The sequence below is a fragment of the Sphingopyxis sp. genome (assembly GCF_035998965.1).
GTDB lineage: Bacteria > Pseudomonadota > Alphaproteobacteria > Sphingomonadales > Sphingomonadaceae > Sphingopyxis.
In genome coordinates, this window is record NZ_DASYHE010000075.1 from 22473 (window position 1) to 48426 (window position 25954).

21 protein-coding genes are annotated in these 25954 nt (G+C 62.0%); 15 read left to right on the forward strand and 6 right to left on the reverse strand.

The annotated features are described in order from the left end of the window. Nucleotides 1-26: 26 nt before the first annotated feature. The gene (locus VGN68_RS12915) at nt 27-1184 is read right to left on the reverse strand and encodes a patatin-like phospholipase family protein (protein ID WP_327477289.1); all 1158 of its coding nucleotides are present in this window, start codon (nt 1182-1184) and stop codon (nt 27-29) included. Nucleotides 1185-1336: 152 nt separating this feature from the next. Here VGN68_RS12915 and ypfJ point away from each other — a divergent pair, with 152 nt between their 5' ends. Both ypfJ and VGN68_RS12925 read left to right on the forward strand, forming a co-directional pair. Continuing rightward, on the forward strand, nt 1337-2242 hold the full coding sequence (gene ypfJ, locus VGN68_RS12920; RefSeq protein ID WP_327477290.1) for a KPN_02809 family neutral zinc metallopeptidase: 906 nt from the start codon (nt 1337-1339) through the stop codon (nt 2240-2242). Continuing rightward, nucleotides 2215-3498, forward strand: a complete 1284-nt coding sequence (locus tag VGN68_RS12925) for an amidohydrolase family protein (RefSeq protein ID WP_327477291.1) — start codon at nt 2215-2217, stop codon at nt 3496-3498. The genes ypfJ and VGN68_RS12925 overlap by 28 nt, the downstream gene beginning before the upstream one ends. A gap of 5 nt (nt 3499-3503) precedes the next feature. Here the strand turns inward: VGN68_RS12925 and VGN68_RS12930 are convergent, their stop codons facing one another. Continuing rightward, nucleotides 3504-3932, reverse strand: coding sequence for a PilZ domain-containing protein (locus VGN68_RS12930; RefSeq protein WP_327477292.1), 429 nt, complete (start codon nt 3930-3932; stop codon nt 3504-3506). 207 nt (nt 3933-4139) lie between these two features. On the opposite strand from VGN68_RS12930, the gene VGN68_RS12935 reads away from it, so the two are divergent. From VGN68_RS12935 to VGN68_RS12955, 5 genes are all read left to right on the forward strand, one after another. After that, nucleotides 4140-6206: a S9 family peptidase gene (locus VGN68_RS12935; protein ID WP_327477293.1), complete on the forward strand. Its 2067-nt coding sequence runs from the start codon at nt 4140-4142 to the stop codon at nt 6204-6206. A gap of 150 nt (nt 6207-6356) precedes the next feature. Continuing rightward, on the forward strand, nt 6357-9050 hold the full coding sequence (locus tag VGN68_RS12940; RefSeq protein ID WP_327477294.1) for a valine--tRNA ligase: 2694 nt from the start codon (nt 6357-6359) through the stop codon (nt 9048-9050). A gap of 300 nt (nt 9051-9350) precedes the next feature. Further along, nucleotides 9351-10712, forward strand: a complete 1362-nt coding sequence (locus VGN68_RS12945; RefSeq protein WP_327477308.1) for an MATE family efflux transporter — start codon at nt 9351-9353, stop codon at nt 10710-10712. A 98-nt stretch (nt 10713-10810) separates the two neighbouring features. Then, a complete protein-coding gene (locus tag VGN68_RS12950; protein WP_327477295.1) occupies nt 10811-11977 on the forward strand; it encodes a sensor histidine kinase in 1167 nt (388 codons plus the stop codon). Nucleotides 11978-11980: 3 nt separating this feature from the next. Continuing rightward, a complete protein-coding gene (locus VGN68_RS12955) occupies nt 11981-12712 on the forward strand; it encodes a response regulator transcription factor (protein ID WP_327477296.1) in 732 nt (243 codons plus the stop codon). Nucleotides 12713-12768: 56 nt separating this feature from the next. Here the strand turns inward: VGN68_RS12955 and VGN68_RS12960 are convergent, their stop codons facing one another. Beyond that, entirely contained in the window at nt 12769-13122 is a 354-nt protein-coding gene (locus VGN68_RS12960; RefSeq protein ID WP_327477297.1) for a UrcA family protein, read from the reverse strand. Between the two features lie 337 nt (nt 13123-13459). Between VGN68_RS12960 and VGN68_RS12965 the strand changes: the two genes are divergently transcribed. Next, on the forward strand, nt 13460-13861 hold the full coding sequence (locus VGN68_RS12965) for a hypothetical protein (RefSeq protein WP_327477298.1): 402 nt from the start codon (nt 13460-13462) through the stop codon (nt 13859-13861). Nucleotides 13862-13865: 4 nt separating this feature from the next. Here VGN68_RS12965 and VGN68_RS12970 read toward each other — a convergent pair whose 3' ends face one another. Then, on the reverse strand, nt 13866-14048 hold the full coding sequence (locus VGN68_RS12970) for a hypothetical protein (protein WP_327477299.1): 183 nt from the start codon (nt 14046-14048) through the stop codon (nt 13866-13868). On the opposite strand from VGN68_RS12970, the gene VGN68_RS12975 reads away from it, so the two are divergent. From VGN68_RS12975 to VGN68_RS12985, 3 genes are all read left to right on the forward strand, one after another. Continuing rightward, a complete protein-coding gene (locus tag VGN68_RS12975) occupies nt 14028-15935 on the forward strand; it encodes a BCCT family transporter (protein WP_327477300.1) in 1908 nt (635 codons plus the stop codon). The two genes, VGN68_RS12970 and VGN68_RS12975, sit on opposite strands and share 21 nt — an antisense overlap. 178 nt (nt 15936-16113) lie before the next feature. Next, nucleotides 16114-19005 carry an excinuclease ABC subunit UvrA gene (gene uvrA, locus VGN68_RS12980; RefSeq protein WP_327477301.1) on the forward strand — a complete coding sequence of 964 codons (2892 nt, stop codon included), beginning with the start codon at nt 16114-16116 and terminating at the stop codon, nt 19003-19005. A 357-nt stretch (nt 19006-19362) separates the two neighbouring features. Further along, nucleotides 19363-20055: a hypothetical protein gene (locus VGN68_RS12985; protein WP_327477302.1), complete on the forward strand. Its 693-nt coding sequence runs from the start codon at nt 19363-19365 to the stop codon at nt 20053-20055. Between the two features lie 30 nt (nt 20056-20085). On the opposite strand, the gene VGN68_RS12990 is transcribed toward VGN68_RS12985, so the two are convergent. Both VGN68_RS12990 and VGN68_RS12995 read right to left on the reverse strand, forming a co-directional pair. Then, nucleotides 20086-21144 (reverse strand): sensor histidine kinase, encoded by a 1059-nt coding sequence (locus VGN68_RS12990; protein WP_327477303.1) that lies wholly within the window; start codon nt 21142-21144, stop codon nt 20086-20088. A 507-nt stretch (nt 21145-21651) separates the two neighbouring features. After that, on the reverse strand, nt 21652-21936 hold the full coding sequence (locus VGN68_RS12995; RefSeq protein ID WP_327477309.1) for a putative quinol monooxygenase: 285 nt from the start codon (nt 21934-21936) through the stop codon (nt 21652-21654). A gap of 198 nt (nt 21937-22134) precedes the next feature. Here VGN68_RS12995 and VGN68_RS13000 point away from each other — a divergent pair, with 198 nt between their 5' ends. The 4 genes from VGN68_RS13000 to VGN68_RS13015 all read left to right on the forward strand — a co-directional run bounded on the left by VGN68_RS13000 (nt 22135) and on the right by VGN68_RS13015 (nt 25817). Continuing rightward, complete coding sequence (locus VGN68_RS13000; RefSeq protein WP_327477304.1) at nt 22135-22962, forward strand: phosphoribosyltransferase-like protein; 828 nt, start codon at nt 22135-22137, stop codon at nt 22960-22962. Continuing rightward, nucleotides 22959-23333, forward strand: coding sequence for a hypothetical protein (locus VGN68_RS13005; protein WP_327477305.1), 375 nt, complete (start codon nt 22959-22961; stop codon nt 23331-23333). Before VGN68_RS13000 ends, VGN68_RS13005 begins: the two co-directional genes overlap by 4 nt. Before the next feature lie 210 nt (nt 23334-23543). Next, nucleotides 23544-24608, forward strand: coding sequence for a reverse transcriptase family protein (locus VGN68_RS13010; RefSeq protein ID WP_327477306.1), 1065 nt, complete (start codon nt 23544-23546; stop codon nt 24606-24608). A gap of 147 nt (nt 24609-24755) precedes the next feature. Beyond that, the gene (locus tag VGN68_RS13015) at nt 24756-25817 is read left to right on the forward strand and encodes a substrate-binding domain-containing protein (protein ID WP_327477307.1); all 1062 of its coding nucleotides are present in this window, start codon (nt 24756-24758) and stop codon (nt 25815-25817) included. Nucleotides 25818-25954: the final 137 nt, after the last annotated feature.

The following is a 25954-nucleotide window of genomic DNA, read 5'->3' on the forward strand; positions in this document are numbered from 1 at the left end:
TCAAAGTTCCTTTTGGTGGGAAAGTGTCAGGTGATATCGGGTTCGATTTTCGGCTTCAACATATTGGCTTGCAACGCAAAACTGCCCGAACGGCCCTCGGCGATACTTTCCGCGAGCAAATGCCCGTCCTTCATCGCCGCCTCGACCGCTTCGTGACCCAGCGCCCAATTGACCTCCATCGTCGAGCGCGAAAACTCGAAATCGCGTGCGCCCGTCTGCCATTTCGGCGGCTGATGGATCAGCTGCACGACATTGAGCGCCTTGCAATCAACCATCTTCTTGACCGCCTTGACCTCCGGCAAGTCGGCCGCGCTGGGCGGCAACTTTGCCAACATCCGGTCGATCAGCTGATGCTCCTTGCGCCGCCGCACCAGCCCGTCCGAAATCCGCCGTGTCCGGCTCGAATAGCGAATGTCCTTCTCGCGCGACCAGGCTTCCTCCATGTCGTGCGGCCGCTCGCCGCGTGCGGGGAACAGATCGACCTGGAATACCAGCATATCTTCTTTCGCGGCATCGACGACATGCTCAAGCGGGGTATTCGACACCAGCCCGCCATCCCAATACCATGTCCCGTCGATCTCGACCGGCGGCAGCCCCGGCGGCAACGCCCCCGATGCCAATATGTGCCGCGCGTCGAGCGTTTCCGATTTCGTGTCGAAATAGCGGAAATTCCCGGTCTCGACTGCCACCGCGCCAACCGACAGCCGCACATTGCCGTTGTTCACCCGGTCCCAGTCGACCAGCCGGTTTAGCGTCTCGACCAGCGGCTTAGTGTCGTAAAAGCTGACCGCCTCGGGCGTCTGCCGTTCGGCAAAGCTCGGCGGCGGGAAGCGCGGGGTAAAGAACCCGGGAACGCCGAACGCCATCACCTGCCCCGCCGCCACCATATGCGCCCATTCGCGCGCCCAGTCGTTGTCGGCGACCGGCAGCGACGGCATCGCCGACGACACCCCGTTCCAGAATTCGCGCAGCTTGCCCACGGCGGCGTCGCGCGGATTGCCCGCGATGATAGCGGCGTTGACCGCGCCGATCGAAATCCCGGCAACCCAGTCGAGTTCGATGCCCAGATCGATCATCGCTTCATAAACGCCCGCCTGAAACGCGCCGAGGGCGCCGCCGCCCTGCAGGACGAGCACGACGAGGTCGGGAAGCGGAAGCGCTGCGGGAGCGGCACGGCGTGGCATAAGGATGGTAGCCTTTGGTTCGCGAAAGCGCGATTGGTGCGTCGCAGCATAAACCATTGCAAGGGCGTCGTCCAACGCGAAGCCTCTTTCAATTGGCCGTCGCTGCTGTAACTATCGAAATGAAACGGACACTTTAGCGGCGGAGAACCCCCATGCGCCTCGACGATTATGATCCCGGCGACGATATTCGCGACCTCGGCCGCGGCGGTGGCGGCGGCTTTGGCGGCGGTGGCGGCGGCCTCGGTGGCCTGCTCATCGGCTTTCTGCCGATGCTGCTCGGGCGCAAGATGGGCTGCGGTACGATCCTGCTGATCGGTGCGGCGGCGTTTTTCCTTCTCGGTCCAGGCGCCAATATGCTGAGCAGCGGGGGCAGTAGCGCCGATCCGATGGCGGATAGCCGCGGCGGCGCAAACGTCGCCTGCGACACCGCTTCGGAACGCTTCGCCTGTAACGTGTTCGGATCGACGCACACGGTGTGGGAGGGGCTGGTCAGCGGGTACCAAAAGCCGACGCTCAACTTCTTCACCGAACGCAACAGTTCGGCGTGCGGCGCAGCGCAAGCTGCCATGGGCCCATTTTATTGCCCCGCCGATCAGGGCGTCTATCTCGACACCAGCTTTTTCCGCGAGCTTGAGCAGAAATTCGGCGCCGCGGGCGATGCGGCGCAGGCCTATGTGATTGCGCATGAAGTCGGCCATCACATCCAGACGATCAGCGGCATTTCGAACCAGGTCCGCCAGGCGCAGCAACGCGCCTCGCAGGCTGAAGGTAATGCGCTGCAGGTCCGCATGGAATTGCAGGCCGACTGCTACGCCGGCGTCTGGGCCGCGCGCGCCAAAACCGCTGCGGGTCAGACAGTGATGGAGGCGGGCGATATGGAAGAAGCGATGCGCGCCGCCAACGCGATCGGCGATGATACGCTGATGCGCTCGGCGGGCCAGCGTCCGGTTCCCGAAAGCTTTACCCACGGCACCAGCGAGCAACGCATGAGCTGGCTGCGCCGCGGCCTGCAATCGGGGGACCCGCGCCAGTGCAACGCGTTCGACACCGCTATCTGATCGCGGCGCTCGCGGCGACTCTCGCCGCGATGCCTGCGGCGGCGCAGACGCTCTATGTCGAGGCCGGACGGCTGATCGACGGCGTCAGTGACACGGTGCGGACCGGCCAGTGCATCACCATCGAGGCAGAACGGATCAAGGCGGTTACTCCTTGCGGCGCAACACCCAAGGGCGCAACGCGGCTCGACTGGTCGGCCTTCACCGTCCTGCCGGGCCTGATCGACCTCCACACCCATCTCGCCGATCTCGGCCAGAGCGCTGACCTCGCGGCACCGATCAAGGCGTCGCCGGCCGAAACTGTCCTTGTCGGCGCGCGCAACGCGCGCGTGACGCTCGACGCCGGTTTCACCAGCGTGCGCGACGTCGGCACCTATCGCGGGCTCACCGACGTGACGCTGCGCAACGCGATCGAGCGCGGCGATGTGCCGGGACCACGGATGTGGGTGGCGGGCGCGTACCTCACCATTCCCAAGGGTGGCGGCGAATTGAACGGTGTGGTGCCCAACGAGGAACTACCGCCCGACCTGCGCCTCGGTGTCGCCGCGACACCCGAAGAAGCTGCGGCGAAGACGACATATTTGCTCGACCATGGCGCTGATTTCATCAAGACGATCGCCACCGGCGCGGTACTCGCGATGGGCACCGAGCCCGGCGCGCCCGAACTGACCGTCGATCAGCTCCGCGCGATCGTCCGGGTCGCGCACGCCCGCGGCAAGAAAGTCACCGCGCACGCCCATGGTGCGATCGGTATCCAGAACGCGATCAACGCCGGGGTCGACAGCATCGAGCACGCCAGCCTGGCCGACGAAGCGACGCTTCGGCTCGCGAAAAAGCGCGGCACCTGGCTGGCGATGGACATCTATAACGGCGATTATATTGAGGATGTAGGCGCCAAGGAGGGCTGGCCTGCCGAATATCTGCGCAAAAACCGTGAAACCACCGTCGCGCAGCGCGCCGCCTTCCGCCGCGCCGTCGCACTGGGGGTTAATATCGGCTTTGCGACCGACGCCGGGGTCTATCCGCATGGGCTCAACGCGCGGCAATTCCGCTATATGGTCAAATATGGGATGACCCCGATGCAAACGATCCAGTCCGCCACGGGCCGCGCCGCAGTCGAGATGGGCCGCGAAGATGTTGGCGCCATCGTGCCGGGCCGCTATGCCGACATGATCGCGGTCAAGGCCGATCCGCTTGCCGACATTGCCGCGCTTGAGAAGATCGATCATGTCATGAAGGGCGGCACGATCGTCCGCTAGCCAGCCTAATACTCGACGATGATCCGGATTCTGTCGACGCTTAGGCCCGCGGCGCGTGCGATCTGTTCGCGACTGCGCCTGATAAGGTCTTGGATGTCCTCCGGCGGCGCTTCGTCCGACAGGTCAGACGCCGGTGCAATCGCGCTTTTCAGTTCCACTGCGCTCAGTGTCGCGGGCGACACCGGCCCTTCGAACTGGCACCCGAACAGGCGCCCGCTGGCCCAGATAACCACCGCAGTAATGTCGCCGGCGTGTGGCAATTCGATCTCGATCCGGTCGCAGGCCGCCAGCTTGATATCGCTTTCAAACAGCAACCCGGTGCCAGAGATATTGTGAATCTGCACCTCTACGCCGGTACCATCGGGTTTTACCCCGCGAGCGAGCAGGCTGAGTTTTCGGCGCACGTCCTGACGCTGGTCGTCGCTGGACGTCATGGGAAGAAATTGTCCGAAAATGGCCATGGGCTATTGGTGGAGTTGGCTGGTTAAAAGAAGGTTAGCGGGACCGGCAAAAGACACCGTCCGACGCAAATTACCTGACCCCGGCCTCGATTTGTCGGCAGCTGCTCCCGGGCGGCAGCGCCCGCAATGGCAAATGACGAACAGGCTTGAACCCCCTCGCTACCCCGCTAAACCGCTATCATGCGAAACCATATCCTGACCAGCGCGCTCGCGCTCGCCGCCGCCCTGTCCACCCCCGCTTTTGCCCGGCCAATGACCGAAGTCGATCTGGCTACGCTCAAGCGCGTCGCCGCGCCGACCGCGTCGCCCGATGGCCGCTGGGTGGTGTTCCAGATGACCGAGACCGACGCCGCGACGTACAAGCGCGCAACCGGCCTGTGGCTGGTCGATCGCAATGCGAAGGACGCTGTGCCGGTGCGCGTTGCCGATACTGCCGAGAAGAATGAGAGCGCTCCCGCGTTTCACCCCGACGGCAGCCTCTATTTCCTCTCTAACGCCTCGGGTAAAAGCCAGGTGTGGCGGGTCGATCCAAAGGTCGGCGGCGCCGCGGCGCAGGTCACCGACACTGCGGCCGATGTCTCGGGTTTCAAGATTTCGCCCGATGGCAAGCGCCTGCTCGCTTGGGGCGACGTACCGCGCGAATGCACCGACTTCGGCTGCGATGCGAAGAATAAGGGTGCGCTGCCCGGCCCCGGCACCGGCCGCCTGTACAAGCATGGCGCGGGTTTCGTGCGCCACTGGGACAGCTGGGAAACCCCGGGGACTTACAGCCGCCCCTTCGTCTTCAACCTCGACGGCGGCAAGGCCAGCGTCGCGCGCGCCGTTGACGGCGGGCTGATCGGCGACAGCCCCTCGAAACCCTTTGGCGGTGGCGAAGAACTCGCATGGGGCGCCGACAGCCGCACCGTCTTTTTCACGCTGCGCAAAGCCGACAAGGACGAGCCGACCTCGACCAACCTCGATATCTACAGCTGGCTGGTCGACAGCCGCATGATGCCGCAGAACCTGACCGCGGACAACAAGGCCACCGACACCCTGCCCACCCCCTCGCCCGACGGCAAGTGGCTGGCCTATGCCGCCATGGCGCGCCCGGGCTATGAGGCCGACCGGCAAGTGCTGATGCTGCGCGACTTGTCGACCGGCGAAACGCGGAAGCTGACCGACGCATGGGATCGTTCGGTCGGCTCGATCGCTTGGGCCGCCGACGGCAAATCGCTCTATGTCACCGCGCAGGACGTGCTCGACCACCCTGTTTTCCGCGTCGATGTGAAGACCGGCAAAGTAAGCAAGCTCAAGGCCACGACCGAGGCCTATGAGGGCAATATCGGCGACGTCACTCCGCTGCCCGGCGGCGCTCTGCTCTTTTCGCGCAACAGCATCGCGGTGCCGACCGACCTGTTCGTCCGCGATGCCAAGGGCAAGGTCACCCGCCTGACCGATGTCAATCGTGCGCAGATGGCCGAGATCGACCCCGTCGATGCCAAACGCTTCAGCTTCAGGGGCGCCAACGGCGACACCGTGTGGGGCCAGATCGTCAAGCCCGCAGATACGAACGGCAAAATCCCGGTCGCCTTCCTCGTCCACGGCGGGCCGCAGGGCAGCTTTGGCAACAGCTGGTCGACGCGCTGGAACCCCCGCCTGTTCTCGGCGCCGGGCTACGCCGCGGTCAGCGTCGATTTTCACGGCTCGACGGGTTACGGGCAGGCGTTCACCGACAGCATCAATCAGGATTGGGGCGGCAAGCCGCTCGAAGACCTCAAGCTCGGCCTCGCCGCCGCTGGGGTGCAGGACGCCTATGTCGATACCGCCAACGCCTGCGCGCTCGGCGGCTCCTATGGCGGTTACATGATGAACTGGATCGCCGGCAATTGGCCCGACGGCTTCAAATGCCTGGTCAACCATGCCGGGGTGTTCGACCTGCGCGCGATGGCGTTCGAGACCGAGGAAACTTGGTTCGACGAATATGATCATGGCGGTCCTTGGTGGGAGCGCCGCGACGCCGAGAAGTGGAACCCGGTCAATCATGTCACCAAATGGAAGACGCCGATGCTGTTGATCCACGGCGAAAAGGACTTCCGCATCCCGTACAGCCAGAGCCTCGCGGCGTTTCATGCTTTACAACGGCGGGGCGTAGAGGGCGAGTTGCTGGTCTTCCCCGACGAAAACCACTGGATCCTGAAGGGCCAGAACAGCGTGCAATGGTATCAGACGGTGTTTGGGTGGATGGGTAGGCATTTGAAGAAGTAAGAACCTCTCAATTCCGTTCGTGTCGAGCGAAGTCGAGACACCCCGAAGGCGCGCGCCTACGATGCGCATCTCGACTTCGCTCGATGCGAACGGAAACTCGTGGGTTCCCCCTTGCCGCGCCGCACCATGGCTGGCAAAGCGCGGCGCATTATGCCGATGGAAAAAACATTCGATCCCGCCGCGATTGAGGCGAAATGGGCCACTGAGTGGGAAAGCCGCGGGCTGTTTCGCCCGCACCGCCCCGACGCCACCCCCTTCACGATCGTCAACCCGCCGCCGAACGTCACCGGCGCGCTGCACATCGGCCATGCGCTCGACAACACGTTGCAGGACGTGCTCGTCCGCTACGAGCGCTTGCGCGGTAAGGATGCCTTGTGGGTCGTCGGCATGGATCATGCCGGCATCGCGACGCAGATGGTCGTCGAGCGACAGCTGGAGGCGCAGCAGGACAAGCGCACCAATTACAGCCGCGAAGATTTCATCGACAAGGTGTGGCAGTGGAAGGCGGAAAGCGGCGGGCAGATCACCGGCCAGCTCCGCCGCCTCGGCTGCTCGATGGACTGGTCACGCGAACAGTTCACGATGGATCCCCATTTCACCGCCGCGGTGGTCAAGGTGTTCGTCGACCTCCACAAAAAGGGACTGATCTACCGCGACAAGCGCCTCGTGAACTGGGATCCCAAGCTCAAGACGGCGATCTCGGACCTCGAGGTCGAGACGCACGAGGTACAGGGCGGCTTCTGGCACTTCAAATATCCGCTCGCCGACGGTGTGACGCTCGATGACGGCCGCGACTATATCGAAGTCGCGACGACGCGCCCCGAAACGATGCTCGCCGACATGGCGGTCGCGGTTCATCCCGACGATGCGCGTTACCAGAGCGTGATCGGCAAGTTTGTGACGCTGCCGATCACCGGTCGCCGCGTTCCGATCGTTGCCGACGAGCACGCCGATCCCGAGCTGGGCAGCGGAGCGGTGAAGATCACCCCGGGGCATGATTTCAACGACTTCGACGTCGGCAAGCGTGCAGGCTTCAAGCCCGGCGAGATGCTCAACATGCTCGATGGCGACGCGAACGTCATCCAGACGAGCGACGGGCTGATCCCAGCCGAATATCTCGGCCTCCACCGCTTCAAGCGCGACGGCATCGACGGCGCGCGCGAACTGGTCGTGCAGCGGATGAAGGAAGCGGGCTTCCTCATCCCCCATATCGTGACTTCAAAAGAGGGGGACGTCGTCGAACACGACGCCGAGCCGCGCACGATCCAGACCCCGTTCGGCGACCGCGGCGGCGTGGTGATCGAACCATGGCTGACCGACCAATGGTATGTCGACGCCGAAACCCTCGCGCAGCCACCGATGGCGGCAGTGCGCGACGGGCGCATTAATATCGTCCCCAAGACGTGGGAAAAGACGTTCTTCAACTGGATGGAGAATATCCAGCCGTGGTGCGTCTCGCGCCAGCTGTGGTGGGGACACCGGATTCCGGCTTGGTACGCCGATGACGGCCGCATCTTCGTCGCCGAAACCGAGGAGGAAGCGCAGGCCGAAGCGGGCGCCGGCGCTGCCTTGACCCGCGACGAGGACGTTCTGGACACCTGGTTCTCCTCCGCCCTTTGGCCGTTCGCGACCCTCGGCTGGCCCGAAGACACTGACCTCGTCAAACGTCACTACCCCAACGACGTCCTTATCTCGGGTTTCGACATCCTGTTCTTCTGGGATGCGCGCATGGCGATGCAGGGGATGGAGTTCATGGGTGATGTCCCATGGAAAACGCTCTACCTCCACGGCCTCGTCCGCGCACCCGACGGCGCGAAGATGTCAAAGTCGAAGGGCAATGTCGTCGACCCGCTCGGGCTGATCGACCAATATGGCGCCGACGCGCTGCGCTTCTTCATGGCGGCGATGGAAAGCCAGGGTCGCGACATCAAGATGGATGACGCGCGCCTCGCCGGATACCGCAACTTCGCGACCAAGCTGTGGAACGCGGCGCGATTCTGCGAGGCCAATGGCATTTCGGCCTCGACCACCCTCGCAGCCCCCGCGGCCACCCTGCCCGTCAACCGCTGGATCATCGGCGAGGTGGCGGCGACCGTCACCGCGATGGAAACCGCCTTCGCCGCCTATCGTTTCGACGAGGCCGCTAACGCGATCTACAGCTTTGCGTGGGACCGCTTCTGCGACTGGTATCTCGAGCTGATCAAAGGTGCGATCGACGACGAGACCAAGGCCGTCGCTGGCTGGGTGCTCGACCAGATCCTCGTCATGCTCCACCCCTTCATGCCCTTCATCACCGAAGAGCTGTGGACCGGCCTCGGCGACCGCGCGGACTACCCGCTAATCACCGCCAAATGGCCGGAGCCGAACGCCGAGCGCGACGCGGAAGCCAGCGCCGATATCGACTGGCTGATCAAGTTGGTCAGCGAACTGCGGGGTGCGAAGGCCGAACTCGGCCTGCCCCCTGGCGCCCGCCTGACGGCGCATTTCCCGGCGTCGCTCAAGGGTCGCACCGACAAGCTTGCCGCGCAGCTGGACCGCCTCGCTCGCCTTGAAACCGTCAGTTTCGACCGCGCACCCCCGGGCGCTTCGGCGCAGCTCGTCGTTGAGGGTGAGACGATCACCGTCCCGCTCGAAGGCGTCATCGACATTGCCGCCGAACGCGACCGCCTCACAAAGGCGCTCGCGGCCGCGGCAAAGGAACGCGACGGCCTGGCGGGCCGCCTGAACAACCCGTCGTTCGTCGAGCGCGCCAAGCCCGAAGCCGTCGAAAAGGCGCGCGCCGATCATGCTGCGAAGGCGGACGAAGCCGACCGCTTGACCGCCGCACTGGCAAGGCTGGGGTGAGCGAACACGCCCATTCCTCCTCCCTTGCGGGGAGGTGGCAGCCCGAACGGCTGACCCCTTCGATCCTCCCCGGAACGGGGAGGTGGCGCGCCGAAGGCGTTACGGAGGGGTCGCAGCGTCTCGCCAGTATGCCGCTATTTGAGACCGAAACCTTGCTGCCCCTCCGCCCCTCCGGGGCACCTCCCCGTTCCGCGGAGGAATGAAGAAGTGACCGGCGAACCTGTCACCCCCACCCCCGTCGCCGTCGCCAGCGATCCGGCGTCGGCGCCCCTCCCCCCGCGCCAGACCGCGCGCGGCGGCATGGACCTGACCAGCGGACCGATCGCCAAAACGCTGATCATCTTCGCCCTCCCAACGCTCGCGTCGAACGTCCTTCAAACCCTCTCCGGTTCGGTCAATTCGATCTGGGTCGGGCAGTTTCTGGGCAACAGCGCGCTCGCCGCGACCGCCAACGCCAACATCATCATGTTCCTGATGTTCGCGACCTTTTTCGGGTTCGGAATGGCTGCAACAGTGCTGATCGGGCAAGCGATCGGGCGCGGCGACATCGATGCCGCGCGCCGCGCCGCGGGGGGCGCGATCGGGCTCGCGGCGCTGTTTGCGGTGGTCATCGCGATCGTCGGCTGGTTCACCTCCGACGCGATATTGCGCCTGCTCGAAACCCCGCCCGAAGCCTTTGCGCTGGCGCATGATTACCTCCGCGTCACCTTTGTCGCGATCCCCGCCAGCATGATTTCGGTGACGCTAATGATGGCGTCGCGCGGCGCAGGCGATGCGGTGACGCCGCTGCGCTTCATGGTGCTGACCGTCGTCATCGACATCATCCTCAACCCGGTGCTGATCCTCGGACTCGGCCCCGTCCCGCGCCTCGGCATCGCGGGCAGCGCGCTGGCGACCGCGATTGCCGGGACGATCAGCCTGATCGGTATGATCATCTGGTTCTATGCCAAGGATCATCCGCTCCGCCTGCGCGGCCGCGAACTCGCCTATCTGGCGCCCAGCTGGCGCGAGCTGCGCTTCATCATCGCGCGCGGCCTGCCGATGGGGGCGCAGATGCTCGTGATCTCAGGCGCAGGGCTCGTCATGGTCGGGCTCGTCAATCGCGAGGGCCTCGTGACCGCCGCCGCCTATGGCGCGACGCTGCAATTGTGGAACTATATCCAGATGCCCGCGCGCGCGGTCGGCGCCGCGGTCAGCGCGATGGCGGCGCAGAATATCGGTGCCAAGCGCTGGGATCGCGTTTCGACGATCACTAACAGCGGCATCACCATCAACCTCGCGATGACCGGCGTCCTGATCGCGCTCCTGCTGCTGTTCGACCGCGCCGCGCTCGCGCTGTTCCTCGGCAGCGGCAGCGAGGCGATCGAGGTGTCACGTCATATCCAGTATATTGCGACTTGGACCTTCTTGCCGTTTGGCACCACCATCGTCATTATCGGCACCCTGCGCGCCAATGGCTCGGTCGTGCCGCCGCTGATCATCCTGGCGCTGTCGATGTTCCCGATCCGCTTCGGCATCTATTATTTCGCCTATCCATTACTCGGCGCCGACGCGATCTGGTGGAGCTTTCCATTGTCCTCGCTCGCCTCGCTGGCGATGGCCTGGGCCGTGTATCGGCGCGGCAACTGGCGCCGCGCGCTGCCGCAACCGGGCGCGCGTTGACGGCGCGGCTTTCGACCAAAGCGCTCCGGCCTTCGACTGGCGGCACGGTGTCTGCTATCCTTGGCGCCGGTTTTGACGCTAAAGCAGGCGCAATGAACATGACCCTTCGCAAAGACGCGCTGCGCGACCAGCGTGCGAAAATGCTGGCGGCGGCGCCCGACTGGCGCGCCTCCGACGCCCGCGTCAACCCGCGCGTTGCGATCGGATCGATCATCGCAATGTGGCTGCTCTATTTCCTGATCACCACCGGGCTCGGCCTGCTCACCGGCGTACCCGACCAATGGCCGTCGGCAGCGCGCCGCGGCCTCGTGGTCATCGCAGGCATATTGTGCACCTTCGTCCTCTATCAACTGCTCCAGCGCGCCCAACCGCAAAGCTTTGGCGCCCGCCTGGCCGCGGCGCTTGGTGCTGCCGTGCCGCTGGTTATCGTCTATGCCTCGGTTAACCTGCTGGTGTTCTATTACTGGTTCCCGGTCCCCGAAGCCGCCAAGATCATCGAAGAAATGCAGGCAAAATTCCCTGGCGCTTGGGAAACCGTGCTGATCCTCGACAGTTCGATCCGCTGGTATTTTTTCTTTGCGGTGTGGGCGGCGCTCTATGTCGCGTTCGGCTATGCCAATGAAATGCGTGCGGTAGAACGGCGTGCCAACCATTTCCGGCTTGAGGCGAAGAATGCGCAGCTGCGCGCGCTGCATTATCAGGTCAATCCGCATTTCCTGTTCAACACGCTCAATTCGCTCTCCACCCTCGTCATGCGCGGGTCGAAAAACGAAGCCGAGACGATGATCATGAATCTGTCGTCCTTCCTTCGCTCCAGCCTCGCGATCGATCCCGAACAGCTGGTCAGCCTGGACGAAGAGATCGCGCTGCAACGCCTCTACCTGGACATCGAACAGACGCGCTTTCCCGACCGCTTGCAGGTCGAAGTGACGATGCCCGACGAGTTGAAAAATGCCTGCGTCCCGGTGCTGATCCTGCAGCCGATCATCGAAAATGCGATCAAATATGGCGTTGCGCCGACCAAGGGCAAAATCGCGATCCGCCTGCACGCCAGCGCCGAATATGGGCTGCTGGTGCTGCGCATTGACAACGACATCGATCCCAAGGCGCCAACGCCACCCTCGGGTACCGGCCTCGGCCTTGGCAATGTTCGTGAACGGCTCCTCACCCGTTATGGCCCGACCGCGGGATGCGAATGGGGACCGTCGGACGATGGCGGTTTTGCGGTGTCGCTGTGGCTGCCGCTGTCACGGGAGGCTCGCTAAACCATGATCCAGACGTTGCGCACCCTGATTGTCGATGACGAACCACTGGCGATCGAGCGGTTGCAGATATTGACCGGTCAGCAGGACGGCGTGTCGCTGGTCGGCACCGCCAGTGACGGCGCCTCGGCACTCCGAATGGTCGATGCGCTCGCGCCCGATCTTGTGCTCTGCGACATCGCGATGCCCGACCTCAACGGGCTGGAGGTCGCCGCCGCGATCGATCGGCTCGACAATCCGCCCGCGGTAATTTTTGTCACCGCCTTCGATCAATATGCGGTCGCGGCGTTCGACGTCGCCGCGGTTGACTATCTGCTCAAACCGGTTTCGCCCGATCGTCTCGCCCGTGCGCTGAACCGGGTGCGCGAATGGCGGGCGACCGAGCGCGCGCCAAGCCAGAAGAGCAAATGGATCAATGAATTCTGGGTCCAGAACCGCGGCGAAATGCTACGCGTCGATGCAGCTCAGGTCGATTTGATCGAGGCCGAGCGCGATTATATGCGTCTCCACGTCGGCGCACGCAGCTGGCTGATCCACCAGACAATCAAGTCGCTGGAGGCGCGGATGAACCCCGATCAGTTCCTGCGGATCCACCGGTCGAAAATGGTGCGTCGCGACGGCATCGTCGGGCTGAAGCATCACGGCGACGGCGCATGGAGCGTCGATCTGGGTGACGGCGGGGTCCATCGCATCGGCCGCACTTATCTTCACGACGTGAAGGCGATCATGAACGCTTGAATCGAAAAAGGCGGCCATGCCCGGGCATGACCGCCTTTTTTTCGGTGGCAGCGCGGTCAGGGCGCCGAAACCCGGATCGTCGGGTTGCGATCCGCCAGACGGGTACCGTCACCATTGAGCAGGCCTGCCAGCTTGATGTCGGCGTCGGCCATCGTCACCTTTTCGCAATGGTCCGACTTGGCACGCTCGTTCAGCGACACACGGTGATTGGGGCGGCTGTTACATACGGTGCGCACTGCGTCCTTCACGCGGAAATTGAGCCGTTCGCGTCCCTCGACGCTAGCCAGGTTCAGATCGTTGTAGCGGACAACGACGGTGCGTCGGTCGCTATTGTCCTCGGCCGCGGCCGGGACGCTCAGGCCGATACACGCGATTGGCGCGCTCAGCAGGATCAATGATAATTTCGCCATGGGGGAGTCCTCTTCTGGGATGATGCGGGACACGCAGGCTTTGGACCGGGGAGACCAGAACCTCCGCATCCCGCAAGTTGGTGATACCCCCTAGACGTCATCAGAATCGCGTTTGGATCGATCGGCGCAAACTGCGCCTCGATGACCGGACGAAAGCCGTTCATCTATCGACGAACGGGCGACCGGCAGGTAATTTCATGGCGCCGTGCTTGCATCGGACACCCGCGCATGGCCAAATCGCGCGATGCCAAAGAAATTATCTTTCCCGCCGAGTCGGCATAACGGAGCACGACTGTTTCGCTGGTCCGCCCTGACACTCGCGGGCGTTGTCGGGGGCGTGCTGCTCGGCGAGATGGCGGCGGGAGAGCGATTGGGCAGCAGCGCGGCCGAAGGCACATCCTATTCGCACCTCAGCGCCAACCCCGACGCCGGCGCGCCCGTCATAAGCGGCGCGGCACCGTGCCTCGTCTGCCCGGACAGCTACGGCGTCGCCGCACGCTTGCGCGCCGAGCGCGAAAACCGGATGAGCAATGAATTTCGGGATCTGGGCGCGGTCGATCTTGATCCGCGGCTGCTCGGCGACTCTGACGATGACGGCTATCGCTATGGCGGGCGCTTCCCCAACCCGCCCCCAAGCGAGGAAAGCAGCCAAATTCCGGACTCGCAGCTCGCGTCCGCCAACGCGGCGGACGATGCGTCGTTCGCTGTCGAACCGTCGGCGCTACCGGCCGATTATTGACCGTTTAGCGCGGCTTGGGTGCTGGCGCGGCGCAGCGAGTCGTGTCGCCCGCCTTGCACGCAGCGGCGTCGGCCTCCCACTTCATCCGCTCCTCCGCCGACATGGCAGCGACGCGCGCTTTCTCTGCTTCATAGGCCGCGGTTTCCTCGGCAAACTCGGCCTGGTCGTGCGCGACCTGCTGCGCCACTGCCGATACTTCCTGCTGATAGGTGGTGGTTTCAGCCTTTGCACGTGCGGCCTGTTCCGCGTTCAGACGCGCGGTATTGGACCGTTCTCCCGGCGTGGTGCCGTCGGGCAGCTTTTTCGCAGTCGCGTCCACCGGCGCTTCAGTGGACGTTTGCAGCGCCAACGCGCTCCCCGAACCGAGCAGCGCCAACGCGGTTGCCGCCGTCAAAATCATCCTGGTCATAAAAGTCGCTCCTGCAATCAAATTGTCCGCGGGTCCAACGCCTGGTCCGAACGGGCGTTCCCGGCCCGGATTGACCCGGGCACGGGCAGGCTTCATGCTGGCCGACCGTACCATGTTCGATCGGCCCTTGAATTGCCAGCATCGCCGAAACTTTCGCTCAATCGCCCGGTGTTCTTTTTGCCGCTCGCGGTTCTGCTCGCCGCTGTCGTGCTCAGCCTATGGCACGGTGCCGCCGTGCTGGCCGCCGAAACCGCCATCAACGATTGGATCCTGCGCTATTTCTCTCCGCTGTTCGCATGGGCGGGGGTGGCCTTTCTGGCACTGCTCGTCGGCATTGCGCTCGCTCCGTTCGGCGGCCGGATCATCGGAGGGCCCAACGCAAAGCCTATCCTGACCCGCTGGCGCTGGTTTGCCGTCACCCTTTGCACGACCATCGCCACCGGAATCTTGTTCTGGGGCGCCGCCGAACCCTTGTTTCATCTCAACGCTCCGCCCGCGATGCTCGGCCTTCAGCCCGGCAGTGACGCTGCCGCGGCCTTTGCCATGTCGACGATGTTCCTGCATTGGACGCTGACACCCTACGCGATCTACACCGTTGCGGGGCTGGCCTTCGCACTTATCTATTACAACCACCGCGAACCGTTCAGCCTGTCATCGCTGTTCGTCCCGCTCCTTGGTCAGCGCGCGCACAGGCGGGTCGGCACGCTGGTGGATATTGTCTGTCTGTTTGCGCTGGTCGCGGGAATGGCGGCATCGCTGGGCGCGGGCGTTTTGGCGCTGGCGGGGGGAATCGAAGGGATAGGCGATTTCAGTGGCGGCGTCCTGCTACGCGGGGCGATTGCGGGATTGATTGTCACAACCTTCGTCGTGTCTGCGGCGCTGGGACTGCGCCGCGGCATCGCGCGCCTCTCGCTGCTGAACATCTGGTTGTTCGCCGCGATCCTCCTTTTTGTCGTTGTCGCGGGGGCGACAGAGAGATTGCCGACGCTCGCCATATCGGGAGCCGCCGACTATGGCTCAACCTTCCTGTCGCGCAGCACCGGCAGCGATGTCGATCTTGACTGGCACCTACAATGGACGATTTTCAACTGGGCAAACTGGTTCGCATGGGCGCCGGTTACCGCTCTATTTCTCGGCCGTCTGGCGGTCGGCTATACGGTGCGCGGCTTCATTCTGTTTAATCTGCTGCTGCCTGCCCTTTTCGGTGCGGTATGGATGATCATCATTGCGGGCACAACGATCACCCTGGATCAACAGTCGGGCGGCGAGTTCTACGCGCTATTGACCAGCGTTGGCCCCGATCCTCTGCTCTATCGGCTGTTCAGCGATCTGGGCGGCGGCTTGCCAGTCCTGTTTCTGCTGATCGCGGCAATTTTTCTCTCCTATGTCACCGCCGCCGACAGCAATATCTCTGCGATGAGCGCGCTGTCCACGCACGGGATTTCGCCCGAAACGCCCGAAGCGCCGCTGTCCGTCAAGATCATATGGGGCCTTGCGGTCGGTCTGGTAGCCACCACCCTGGTCACTTCGTCAGGCATCGACGGCATCCGGATGATGTCGGTGCTAGGCGGCTTTCCCGCGCTGTTCGTGATCATCGGGGCGGCGCTGTCGCTGACCGCCATGGCAGTACGGGGACGGCACGACGCCGCCCCCGCCCGGCCCTGAGAAAGGGGTCTCAGGACGTACCTATCTATTGGGCATCTTGCGAAACGGACGAAGCCTTGGGCACGATGGTGGGACGGCGCCGCATTGCGAGCAACGCCTGCGCGTCCTATCTAGCAGGTAATGCCGGGCCGAAACGCCTCCTTGCGTCACAAGAACAAATCTGGAACATACTTCTCCCATGAGTCTCACCCACATTTCCGTGCGCGGCGCGCGCGAGCACAATCTTAAGGGCGTCAATGTCGATTTGCCGCGCGACGCGCTGGTCGTCATTACCGGCCTGTCGGGCAGCGGCAAATCGTCGCTGGCATTTGATACCATCTATGCCGAGGGGCAGCGGCGCTATGTCGAGAGTCTGTCGGCCTATGCCCGCCAGTTTCTGGAGATGATGCAAAAGCCCGATGTCGAACATATCGACGGGCTGTCGCCGGCGATCAGCATCGAGCAGAAGACGACATCGCGCAACCCGCGCTCGACCGTCGCGACGGTGACTGAAATCTACGACTATATGCGCCTGCTATGGGCGCGCGTCGGAGTGCCTTATTCGCCGACCACCGGCGAACCGATCGCGGCGCAGACGGTCAGCCAGATGGTCGATCGCGTGATAGAATTGCCCGAAGGCACCCGCGCCTATCTGCTCGCCCCCGTCGTGCGCGGGCGTAAGGGTGAGTATAAGAAGGAACTCGCGCAGTGGCAGAAGGACGGCTTTACCCGTGTCCGCATCGACGGCGAATTTTATGAGATCGGCGAGGCGCCGGCGCTCGACAAGAAGTACAAGCATGACATCGAAGTCGTCGTCGATCGCATTGCGGTGCGCGAGGGCCTTGGCACCCGGCTCGCCGACAGTTTCGAGACCGCGCTGAAGCTGGCCGATGGGTTGGCCTATGTCGATCTGGCCGATGGGCCGGTGCCGGGGCGTGAGGAGGAAGACACCGGCGGCGCGATGAAGGGCGCGGGCATCCCCGCAAACCGCCTGATCTTTAGCGAGAAATTCTCTTGCCCGGTCAGCGGCTTTACGATTGCCGAGATCGAGCCGCGGCTGTTCAGCTTCAACGCGCCGCAGGGCGCGTGCCCCGCGTGCGACGGGCTGGGGGAACGGCAGGAGTTCGACCCCGACCTCGTTGTCCCCAACCATGCGCTCAGCCTGAAAAAGGGCGCGGTCGTGCCGTGGGCGAAATCGAACCCACCCTCGCCTTATTATATGCAGGTGCTCGAAAGCCTGGGCAAAGCCTATGGCTTCGAGCTGACGACCCCGTGGCAGGATCTGCCCGGCGAGGTGCAGCTCGTGATCCTCTATGGCAGCGGCGGCAAGCCGGTCGAGCTGACCTTCAAGGATGGGCGCCGCAGCTATACGACGCACAAGGCATTCGAAGGCGTCATCGGCAACCTCAACCGCCGCCTGCTCCAGACCGAAAGCGCGTGGATGCGCGAGGAGCTGTCGAAATATCAGACCCCGCAGCCGTGCGAGACGTGCCACGGCGCCCGCCTGCGCCCCGAACCGCTCGCGGTGAAGATCGCGGGCGAGGACATCAGCATGTCGGCGCAGCGCTCGGTTGCCGACGCGCTCGCATGGTTCGGGACGCTGGAGGAAAAGCTGAACGACACGCAGCGCCAGATCGCCAAGGCGATCCTGAAAGAGATCAACGAACGGCTCGGCTTCCTCAACAATGTCGGGCTCGATTATCTCAACCTCAACCGCACCAGCGGCACGCTCAGCGGCGGCGAGAGCCAGCGGATCCGCCTTGCCTCGCAGATCGGCTCGGGTCTCTCGGGCGTGCTCTACGTCCTCGACGAACCCAGTATCGGGCTCCACCAGCGCGACAACGACCGGCTGCTCGCAACGCTCAAACGCCTCCGCGATCTGGGCAACACCGTCATCGTCGTCGAGCATGACGAGGATGCGATCCGCCACGCCGATTATGTCGTCGACATGGGGCCGGGCGCCGGGCTCCACGGCGGCGAGATAGTTGCCGAAGGCACGCTGGAAGAGGTGCTGAAAAGCGACAAGAGCCTGACAGCGGCCTATCTCAATGGCACCAAGCGCATCGAAATCCCGAAGCACCGCCGCAAGGGCAATGGGTTCGACCTGGTGCTCAAGGGCGCCCGCGCGAACAACCTCAACAATGTAACCGCGAAGATCCCGCTCGGCACCTTCACCTGCGTCACCGGCCTGTCGGGCAGCGGCAAGTCGAGCCTGATCATCGACACGCTTTATGCCAGCGCGGCGCGGGTGCTCAATGGCGCGCGGATGATCGCGGGGCCGCACGACAGCCTGAAAGGGCTGGAGCATTGCGACAAGGTGATCGACATCGACCAGTCGCCGATCGGCCGCACCCCGCGCAGCAACCCCGCGACCTACACCGGCGCCTTCACGATCATCCGCGACTGGTTCGCCGGACTGCCCGAAAGCCAGGCGCGCGGCTATAAACCCGGACGGTTCAGCTTCAACGTCAAGGGCGGGCGCTGCGAAACCTGCACCGGCGACGGACTGATCAAGATCGAGATGCACTTCCTGCCCGACGTCTATGTGACGTGCGAGACGTGCCATGGCAAACGCTACAACCGCGAAACGCTGGAGGTGAAGTTCAAGGGCCACAGCATCGCCGACGTGCTCGACATGACGGTCGAGGATGCGACCGAGTTCTTCAAGGCAGTGCCGTCGATCCGCGAGAAGATGGCGATGCTGGTGCGCGTCGGGCTGGGTTACATCAAGGTCGGGCAGCAGGCGACGACCCTGTCGGGCGGCGAGGCGCAGCGGGTGAAGCTGGCCAAGGAATTGTCGCGGCGGTCGACCGGGCAGACGCTGTATATCCTGGACGAGCCGACCACCGGGCTGCATTTCGAGGATGTCCGCAAGCTGCTCGAAGTGCTCCAGCAACTGGTCGAACAGGGCAACAGTGTGATCGTGATCGAGCATAACCTGGATGTCATCAAGACCGCCGATTATATCCTCGACTTGGGCCCCGAGGGCGGGGTGAAGGGCGGCGAGATCGTCGCGAGCGGCACGCCGGAGCAGGTCGCGAAGAATCCGCGGAGCTTTACGGGGCAGTATCTGGCGCCGATGTTGAAATAGGGGCGTCGGCCTCCTTTTCGTCCTAACGCCGCCCCCTCTTTTCCGTTCGTGTCGAGCGACATCGAGACACGCCTGCGTGGCACCTGCCTTCCCGGTGTCTCGACTTCGCTCGACACGAACGGAACTTGGGCCGTTGTGGCACTGAGGTTGCAACAGGTCTCACCGCTCTTTCCCCTGTATCGTCACCCCGGGCTTGACCCGGGGTCCAGGCGACCGAGGTGGTCATGGACCCTGGGTCAAGCCCGGGGTGACGTTCGTGGGGCAGCACCAGCGATCATGACCCGGTGCGCTGCCTACCGTTCCGGCCCTCACCGCGCGGCGCTATGCTAGCCATCTTTGCGCAAAGGAGCGGAGCCGATGGCGGCTGGCAAATCGATATTCGGCAAGGCGGTCGGTTTTGCGGCGGGGCTGCTGGGCGCGGGTGGGGCTCAGGCGGCGGTGCTACCGGCCAAAGCCCCCGACGTAACGTCGCCGACCGCACCCACCGATGCCGAGGTCGAGGCCGAGCTGCGCAGCCTGCGGCTGGTCGTCCGCGACGCCGGTTACGCCGCGCATCGCAACCGGATCCTCGCCGAACGCGGCGCGCAACCCGACGATGTCATCTTTACCACCCCTTTTGCCAAGGGGCTGGAGCTGATCTTGGTCGCCGACGAGCCGACCACCAGCGAGCCGTGGATGCTGCGCGAACTTGACCTGTACAAGGTCACGCAGGACGAGATCATGGCGCTCGGCCGCCGTCAGGTGCTGGCAATCCTGCCCTCGCTGCCGCCCGCGGAAGCGGTAGTGGGCGGTGTCGTCATGGTCCCCAAGATGGACTATCTGGCCAGCTTGATGCTCGCCGACGGGTGGGACGAGCTGGACGCGGCGCTCGGCGGCAACCTGTTGGTCGCGGTGCCGTCGGACGATGTGCTGATCGTCGCCGACGCGCGCGCGGCGGACATCGGGGCCAAGCTGCCTGCCTTTGTCAAAGCGCAGTATGACGACGCCAATCGGTCGGTGTCGCCGCTGGTCTATCGGCGGCAGGGCGGCGCGTGGATGGCGATCGAGTAAACTCCTTCCTCTGGGAGGAGCGACGCCGCCCTAAACCGCCGCTTCCTCCGCCGGGTCGTTTGCCGCGACTTCGCGCGCGATTGCTTTGGTGTGGACCAGCGACACGCGGGTGCCCGGCGCGGTATCCTTCACGGTGATCTCGGCGCCGAGCTGTTTGGCGAGCGCCTGGACGATGCGGGTGCCGAGGCCGGCTTGCGAATCCGCGCCGCCTTCACCCATCCCGACCCCGTCGTCGCTGACGGTCAGCGTCCAGTCGTCGCCCTGTGCCGCATAGCCGACGATGACATGGCCGTGGCGCCCGTCGGGGAACGCGTGTTTCAGCGCATTGATCACCAGTTCGGTGACGACCAGCCCGATGCTGACCGATATGTCGCCGCCGACCGATACCGGGTCGACCGCGGTGGTCAGCGTCAGCTGTTCGCGGTCATAGATCATCGACGCGCCGATGCTGGCGCACAGCTGCGCGAGATAGGGTTCGAGCTCGACCGCCCCCGCGTCCGAATGCGCGAGGTGGCGCTGCAGCGTCGCGATCGACATCACGCGCTGGTGCGCGTCGGTCAGATGGCCGCGCGCCTCTTTCGATTGCACCTTGCGCGCGCTCTGCATCAGGATGCTGGCAATGATTTGCAGGCTGTTGGCGACGCGGTGCTGCATTTCGTGGAGTAGTTCGGCGTTGCTGTGGATCAGTTCCTTGTGCCGCTTGGCATTCTGGCGTTCGGCGGTCACGTCGATGACGGTGACCAGCATCCGCGTCTGGTCGCGGTCGCCATAGTCGAGCCGCTGCGCCTTGATGACGACGCAGCGCGACGCCCCGGTGCTGGTTTCGACCTCCATCTCATACGCCTCGACCTCGGCCGCGCCCGCCAGCGTCGCATCGATCAGCGAGCGGAGCCGCGGCAAATCCCAATGATGATGGTCCAGGTCATAGATCGACTGGCCGGTGACGGTGGCGGGGTCGATGCCGAACGCGGCGCAGAAACTGTCGCTCGCCGCGACGATCATCAGCCGCTCGTCGAGCAGCAACAGCGGCGCATCGGACGCCAGCACGACCGCCAGCCCCAGCGTGCGGCCCAGATTGATTTGCGGCATATCGGCGGCCTGCGGCCACGCCTTCCTGGTCGGCCCGGACCGCGGAACGCGGCCTTGTCGGCAACCTGTCGCGGGGCATCGAGTCGGCCTTATCGCCGACGATCACCCCTGAGCGGGCAGGATAGCATGGCGGCGGGGCGCCGCGCGTATGAAATCGGCGGGCCGCAGCCCGCGGTGCGGCAGGACAAGCCAAAGTTCAGTAAAGTTCAGCCTCACGCGCCGATGTGCCGCCGACCGTCCCCCGAGCACGGGAGCGCAGCGCGCCAGCGCCGTGGCCGCAGGTCAGCGGCAACGGCTGTTGTCCGTGATTTGAAAGAGCCGGGATGAAGGCTGGCACAGCGGAATAATGTAGGAAAGCAGTTATTTTCCTACATCGTCATCCTCGGCCAATGGCGACGAAAATCTCCAATCCCGTTCGCATCGAGCGAAGTCGAGATGCCGCTCGGCCGGGCGGATGATCGATGGGTGTCTCGACTTCGCTCGACACGAACGGAGAGAGGGAGGCCGCTACTCCACCACCCGCGCCGTCACATCTTCGCCCGAGAACACCCGCATCACCGGAGGCTGCGGCGAGAGGGCGCGCATTTCGGCGACGAAGGCGCCCGATGCGGGGACTGCGAAGCGGGCGCGCACCGCGGCCATATCCGCCCACTCTTCGACAAAGACGAGGCGGTCGGGCTGTTCGACGTCGACATGGCAGTTGTGCGCCAGACACCCCGCCTCGCCGCGCGACCGCGCGCTATGCGCGGCGCCGAGCGCGATCATGCGCTCGTGATGCTCGGGGGTCAGGATGACTTAGCCGACTATGAGAATCTTACATTAGAGGCAATCCCGCCGGTCGACAGTCAGATGGATCAGGCCTCGCTTTGGTGCATGGTGCAATGATACATAAGCCTATGGCCAGCGGACACCCTAAAACGGAGAAGGAACCGACTTGACCACAGGGATTCGGCGCGCAAAAAGAAAGGCTCACCACAAGGATTTCCAACTTTGACAGAGCAAGAAATTAGAAAATTCCTGTTTCGGATATTGGTGGCAAATGATTCGTTTGACGGACTAGATTCCGAACTTTTCGATCTTTTCGCTGGTTGTGAATCCGAATCCGAGTACGCATTGATTTCTCATGTCATTGAGAAAATGGTCATTGTAAAAGAGAACAAGCTTTCCAATCTTCTTGAAAGTATGGCACAGTTCATTAAAGATAAAAAAAACGAATTGAATAATTACTGTGTTGTTGCTGCGGCATGGGATGAGGACGCGGACAGCTCTCAAGCTGTTATACATCAGTTAAAATCTCACTTGGTTGGATTTGGCGACATAAAGTTCTTCAACTCTGTTCCGCAATATCTAAAGAAAGACAGAATTTCTCTTTATCCAAACTTTACCTTGATTGATGAATTTTCAGGAACTGGTAATACAATTATCAACAGAGTAAAACACATAAAAAAACACGCTGATTCGTTAGGAATACAGGTAAATCCAAGCGTTTTTATGTTAGCAGGAATGCAAAACGCTCTATCTTTCGTAAAAACTCATATCTCAGATTGTGAGTTTGCGTTTGAAATCAAACCTGGAATAAGCGGATATTTTTCTGGCGATGAATTAGATCTCCAAATATTGAATATGAAAAAATTGGAAGGCTACTTGAGTCCGAATGTCGATGGCAATCCATTGCCATCGTTGGGGCATGGCGAAGCAGAAGCGATGTTTTGTATAAAAAGGTGGAACGCCCCAAATTCAAATTTTCCGATACTATGGTGGCCAAAAGATAAACTCCAAAATGACAGATCAACGGTAATGAAAAGACTTCGACCATGACAGCTTTCGAGCCTGATCGAGTTGAAAAATTTCTGCTATTTCTAGCTCACAAGAAGCCCGATGGCTTTGCGCCTTGGTCAATTGCTAGCGGAACGGGAATTGCGCTGAGGGAGATCATTTCAGCCCTCAATAGCTTAGCCGAGCATGGATTTCTTAAGGTTTCGGAAGAAAGTGCGACGCTCACGCCGAGAGGTCGCGCTTGGCTAATGGCCAATCAAGCTGCTTTTTTGCATTCCGGTGCGCTAACGTGGCGGGAGGTCCCCAAAGAATTCAAGGGAAATAAAATCGCCGCTTTTCAGCTATACGTTCCGAGCATTAAGCGTCTCGACCGAAAGTTTTTCGCTATTGGAAAAGCGAAGGATGCCAGTTAGGGTGTGCAAAGAATGGTCGGCGCTAGCACTAAGAAGTGTAGTCGCTTCTGTGATTGAGGCTATCGATAGCCTTGCGACCAATCGTTTCTCTGAGTCCCTCAGAGAGCCCGATTGGTCGACGGCTCCGCTTAGCAGCGGGCCGAGCATCAGCCTGCCGGAAATCCAGACTTTGATTCAAAGTCTGGATTCCGTCAGCCTGATGCTCAAGCGATGCAAGCATCGTATATTCCAAGTAGCGTCGGCCATTCCCTTATGACGGCCACATTGGATTGGCAGGAATTCCTGCTCGACTGTGGCCTCGAAGCGGATCTAATTTCCAGATATGTTCCGTATGTCGAAAAGTGCATAGAAATCGGGGTCCCGCCGATTTTTGAAGATCGCCACTTGGCCCTTTTACTTGGTCGAGAAATCGGTGACATGTATAATATGATACACGGCACCGGAAAATTTTACCGGTCTTTCCGAATTCGAAAGCGCTCAGGCGGAACGAGGGAGATCATGGCTCCCTACCCATCTCTTCTAGAGTGCCAAAGATGGATTAATGATAAAATACTTAGCACCGTAAATTTAAGTAAATCCGCAACGGGCTATCGAAAAGGTTACTCAATTCTAACCAATGCTAACAGACATTGTGGGCGTGAAACATTAATAAAGATTGATATCAGGAACTTCTTCCCCAGCATAGAATTTCGGCGTGTAATGAGTGTTTTTTCCAAACTTGGGTACCCAAAAAACGTAAGTTACGCACTTGCCCGATTGTGCACTCTAAATGATCATCTCCCTCAAGGCGCTGCAACGAGTCCTGCAATAAGTAATATTATTTGCAAAAAGATGGATGACCAGTTTTTTCGGCTGTGTAAAAAGAAATCACTAAGGTACACTAGATATTCTGACGATATAGCCATATCCGGTAGAGAAATACCTAAAGGAACGATAAGGCACTTCTTCGAAATAATTGAGTCTTATGGCTTCGAAGTTAATGAAGAAAAGTTTAGAATTATTGATGGACAATCAAAGAAAATTTTGACAGGAATTGATATTTCTAGTGGAATTCCGCGTGTACCTCGCAGCTTTCGCCGAGCGGTAATGCGCGACTCATACTTTGTTTGGTCATCTGGATTAGCTTCTCATGTTGCTCGTAGGCGTCTTTTTGAACCGAATTACCTCGAACAATTGCTAGGTCGGCTGAATTTTTGGCGGTCAATAGAGCCGGATAACGAGCAAATGAAGAAGGCACTTTGCAGGGTTCAATCAGTTGTAAGTGCATTGGGATAAGTCGCTAATCTCGCTGCCCCCGCTAATGACATATATATGACACTCGCTGTCACAAACACGTCACACAAAACCCCCAAATGGCGCTCAGCGAGTCGCCGCGGGGGTGGTGGCTTGGTTCGGTAACGACCCCCATCAACAGGATTTTCCATGGCTCAGAAATTCGCGCCCCGCACCCTTGGCGTCGTTGGCGCCGCCGTGTGCGCGCTGGCGCTTTCCGCCTGTCAGGATCAGGCTTCGTCGGGTGGCAATGCGCGCGATTATATCAGCGCCGCCGGTTCCTCGACCGTCTATCCCTTTGCCACCACCGTTGGCGAACGCTTTGCCGAAGCGACGGGCAACAAGACGCCCAAGATCGACAGCACCGGCACCGGCGGCGGGTTCGAACGCTTTTGCCAGGGCATCGGCGCCGGCACCCCCGACATTTCGAACGCTTCGCGCCGGATGAAAAAGTCGGAATATGACAAGTGCCAGGCGAATGGCGTCAAGGACATCATCGAAATCCAGATCGGTTACGACGGGCTGGCGTTCGGCGAAGCGCAGCGCGGCCCTGGTCTGGCGCTGACGCTGGAAGATATTTACAAGGCGCTGGCCGCGAACCCCTATGGCAAGCCCAACACCGCCAAGACGTGGAAAGACGTCAACCCGGCGCTGCCCGCGGTGGCGATTTCGGTGTTCGGGCCGCCGTCGACCAGCGGCACATATGACAGCTTCAAAGAGCTGTTGCTGATGGCCGGGTGCGACAAGAACCCCGAGATGAAGGCGTTGAAGGCCAGCGACGAGGACAAGCACAAGGAAGTGTGCGGCACGTTCCGCGGATCGCCTTTCTATGTCGAGCAGGGCGAGAATGATAACCTCATCATCTCGAAACTGGCGACCAACCCGACCAGCGTCGGCGCGTTCGGGTTCAGCTACCTGAATTCGAACCGCGACAAGGTGAAGGGGATTGCGATCGACGGCATCCAGCCGACGATGGAAACGATCACCGACGAGAGCTATCCGGGCTCGCGCGCCATGTATATCTATATCAAAAAGGCGCATGTCGGGACGATCCCCGGCCTGATGGAATATGCCGCCGAATTCGCGAAGGGCGCCGCCGCGGGCGGGTACCTGAACGAAAAGGGGCTGATCCCGCCGCACAAGGAAATGGAAGCCAAAATCGCCGCGACGATCGCGTCGCAGACTGTGATGACCGGCGCCGAGCTGAAGTAAGTTTCCCCCCGCTGGTGACCGGGGCGGGTTTCGGCCTGCGCCGGTCACCGGTTTTTTCTGAACGTCCCAAATCCCGTTCGTGTCGAGCGAAGTCGAGACACCCATCGGAACAGCGCATGGTCGAGGGGTGTCTCGAC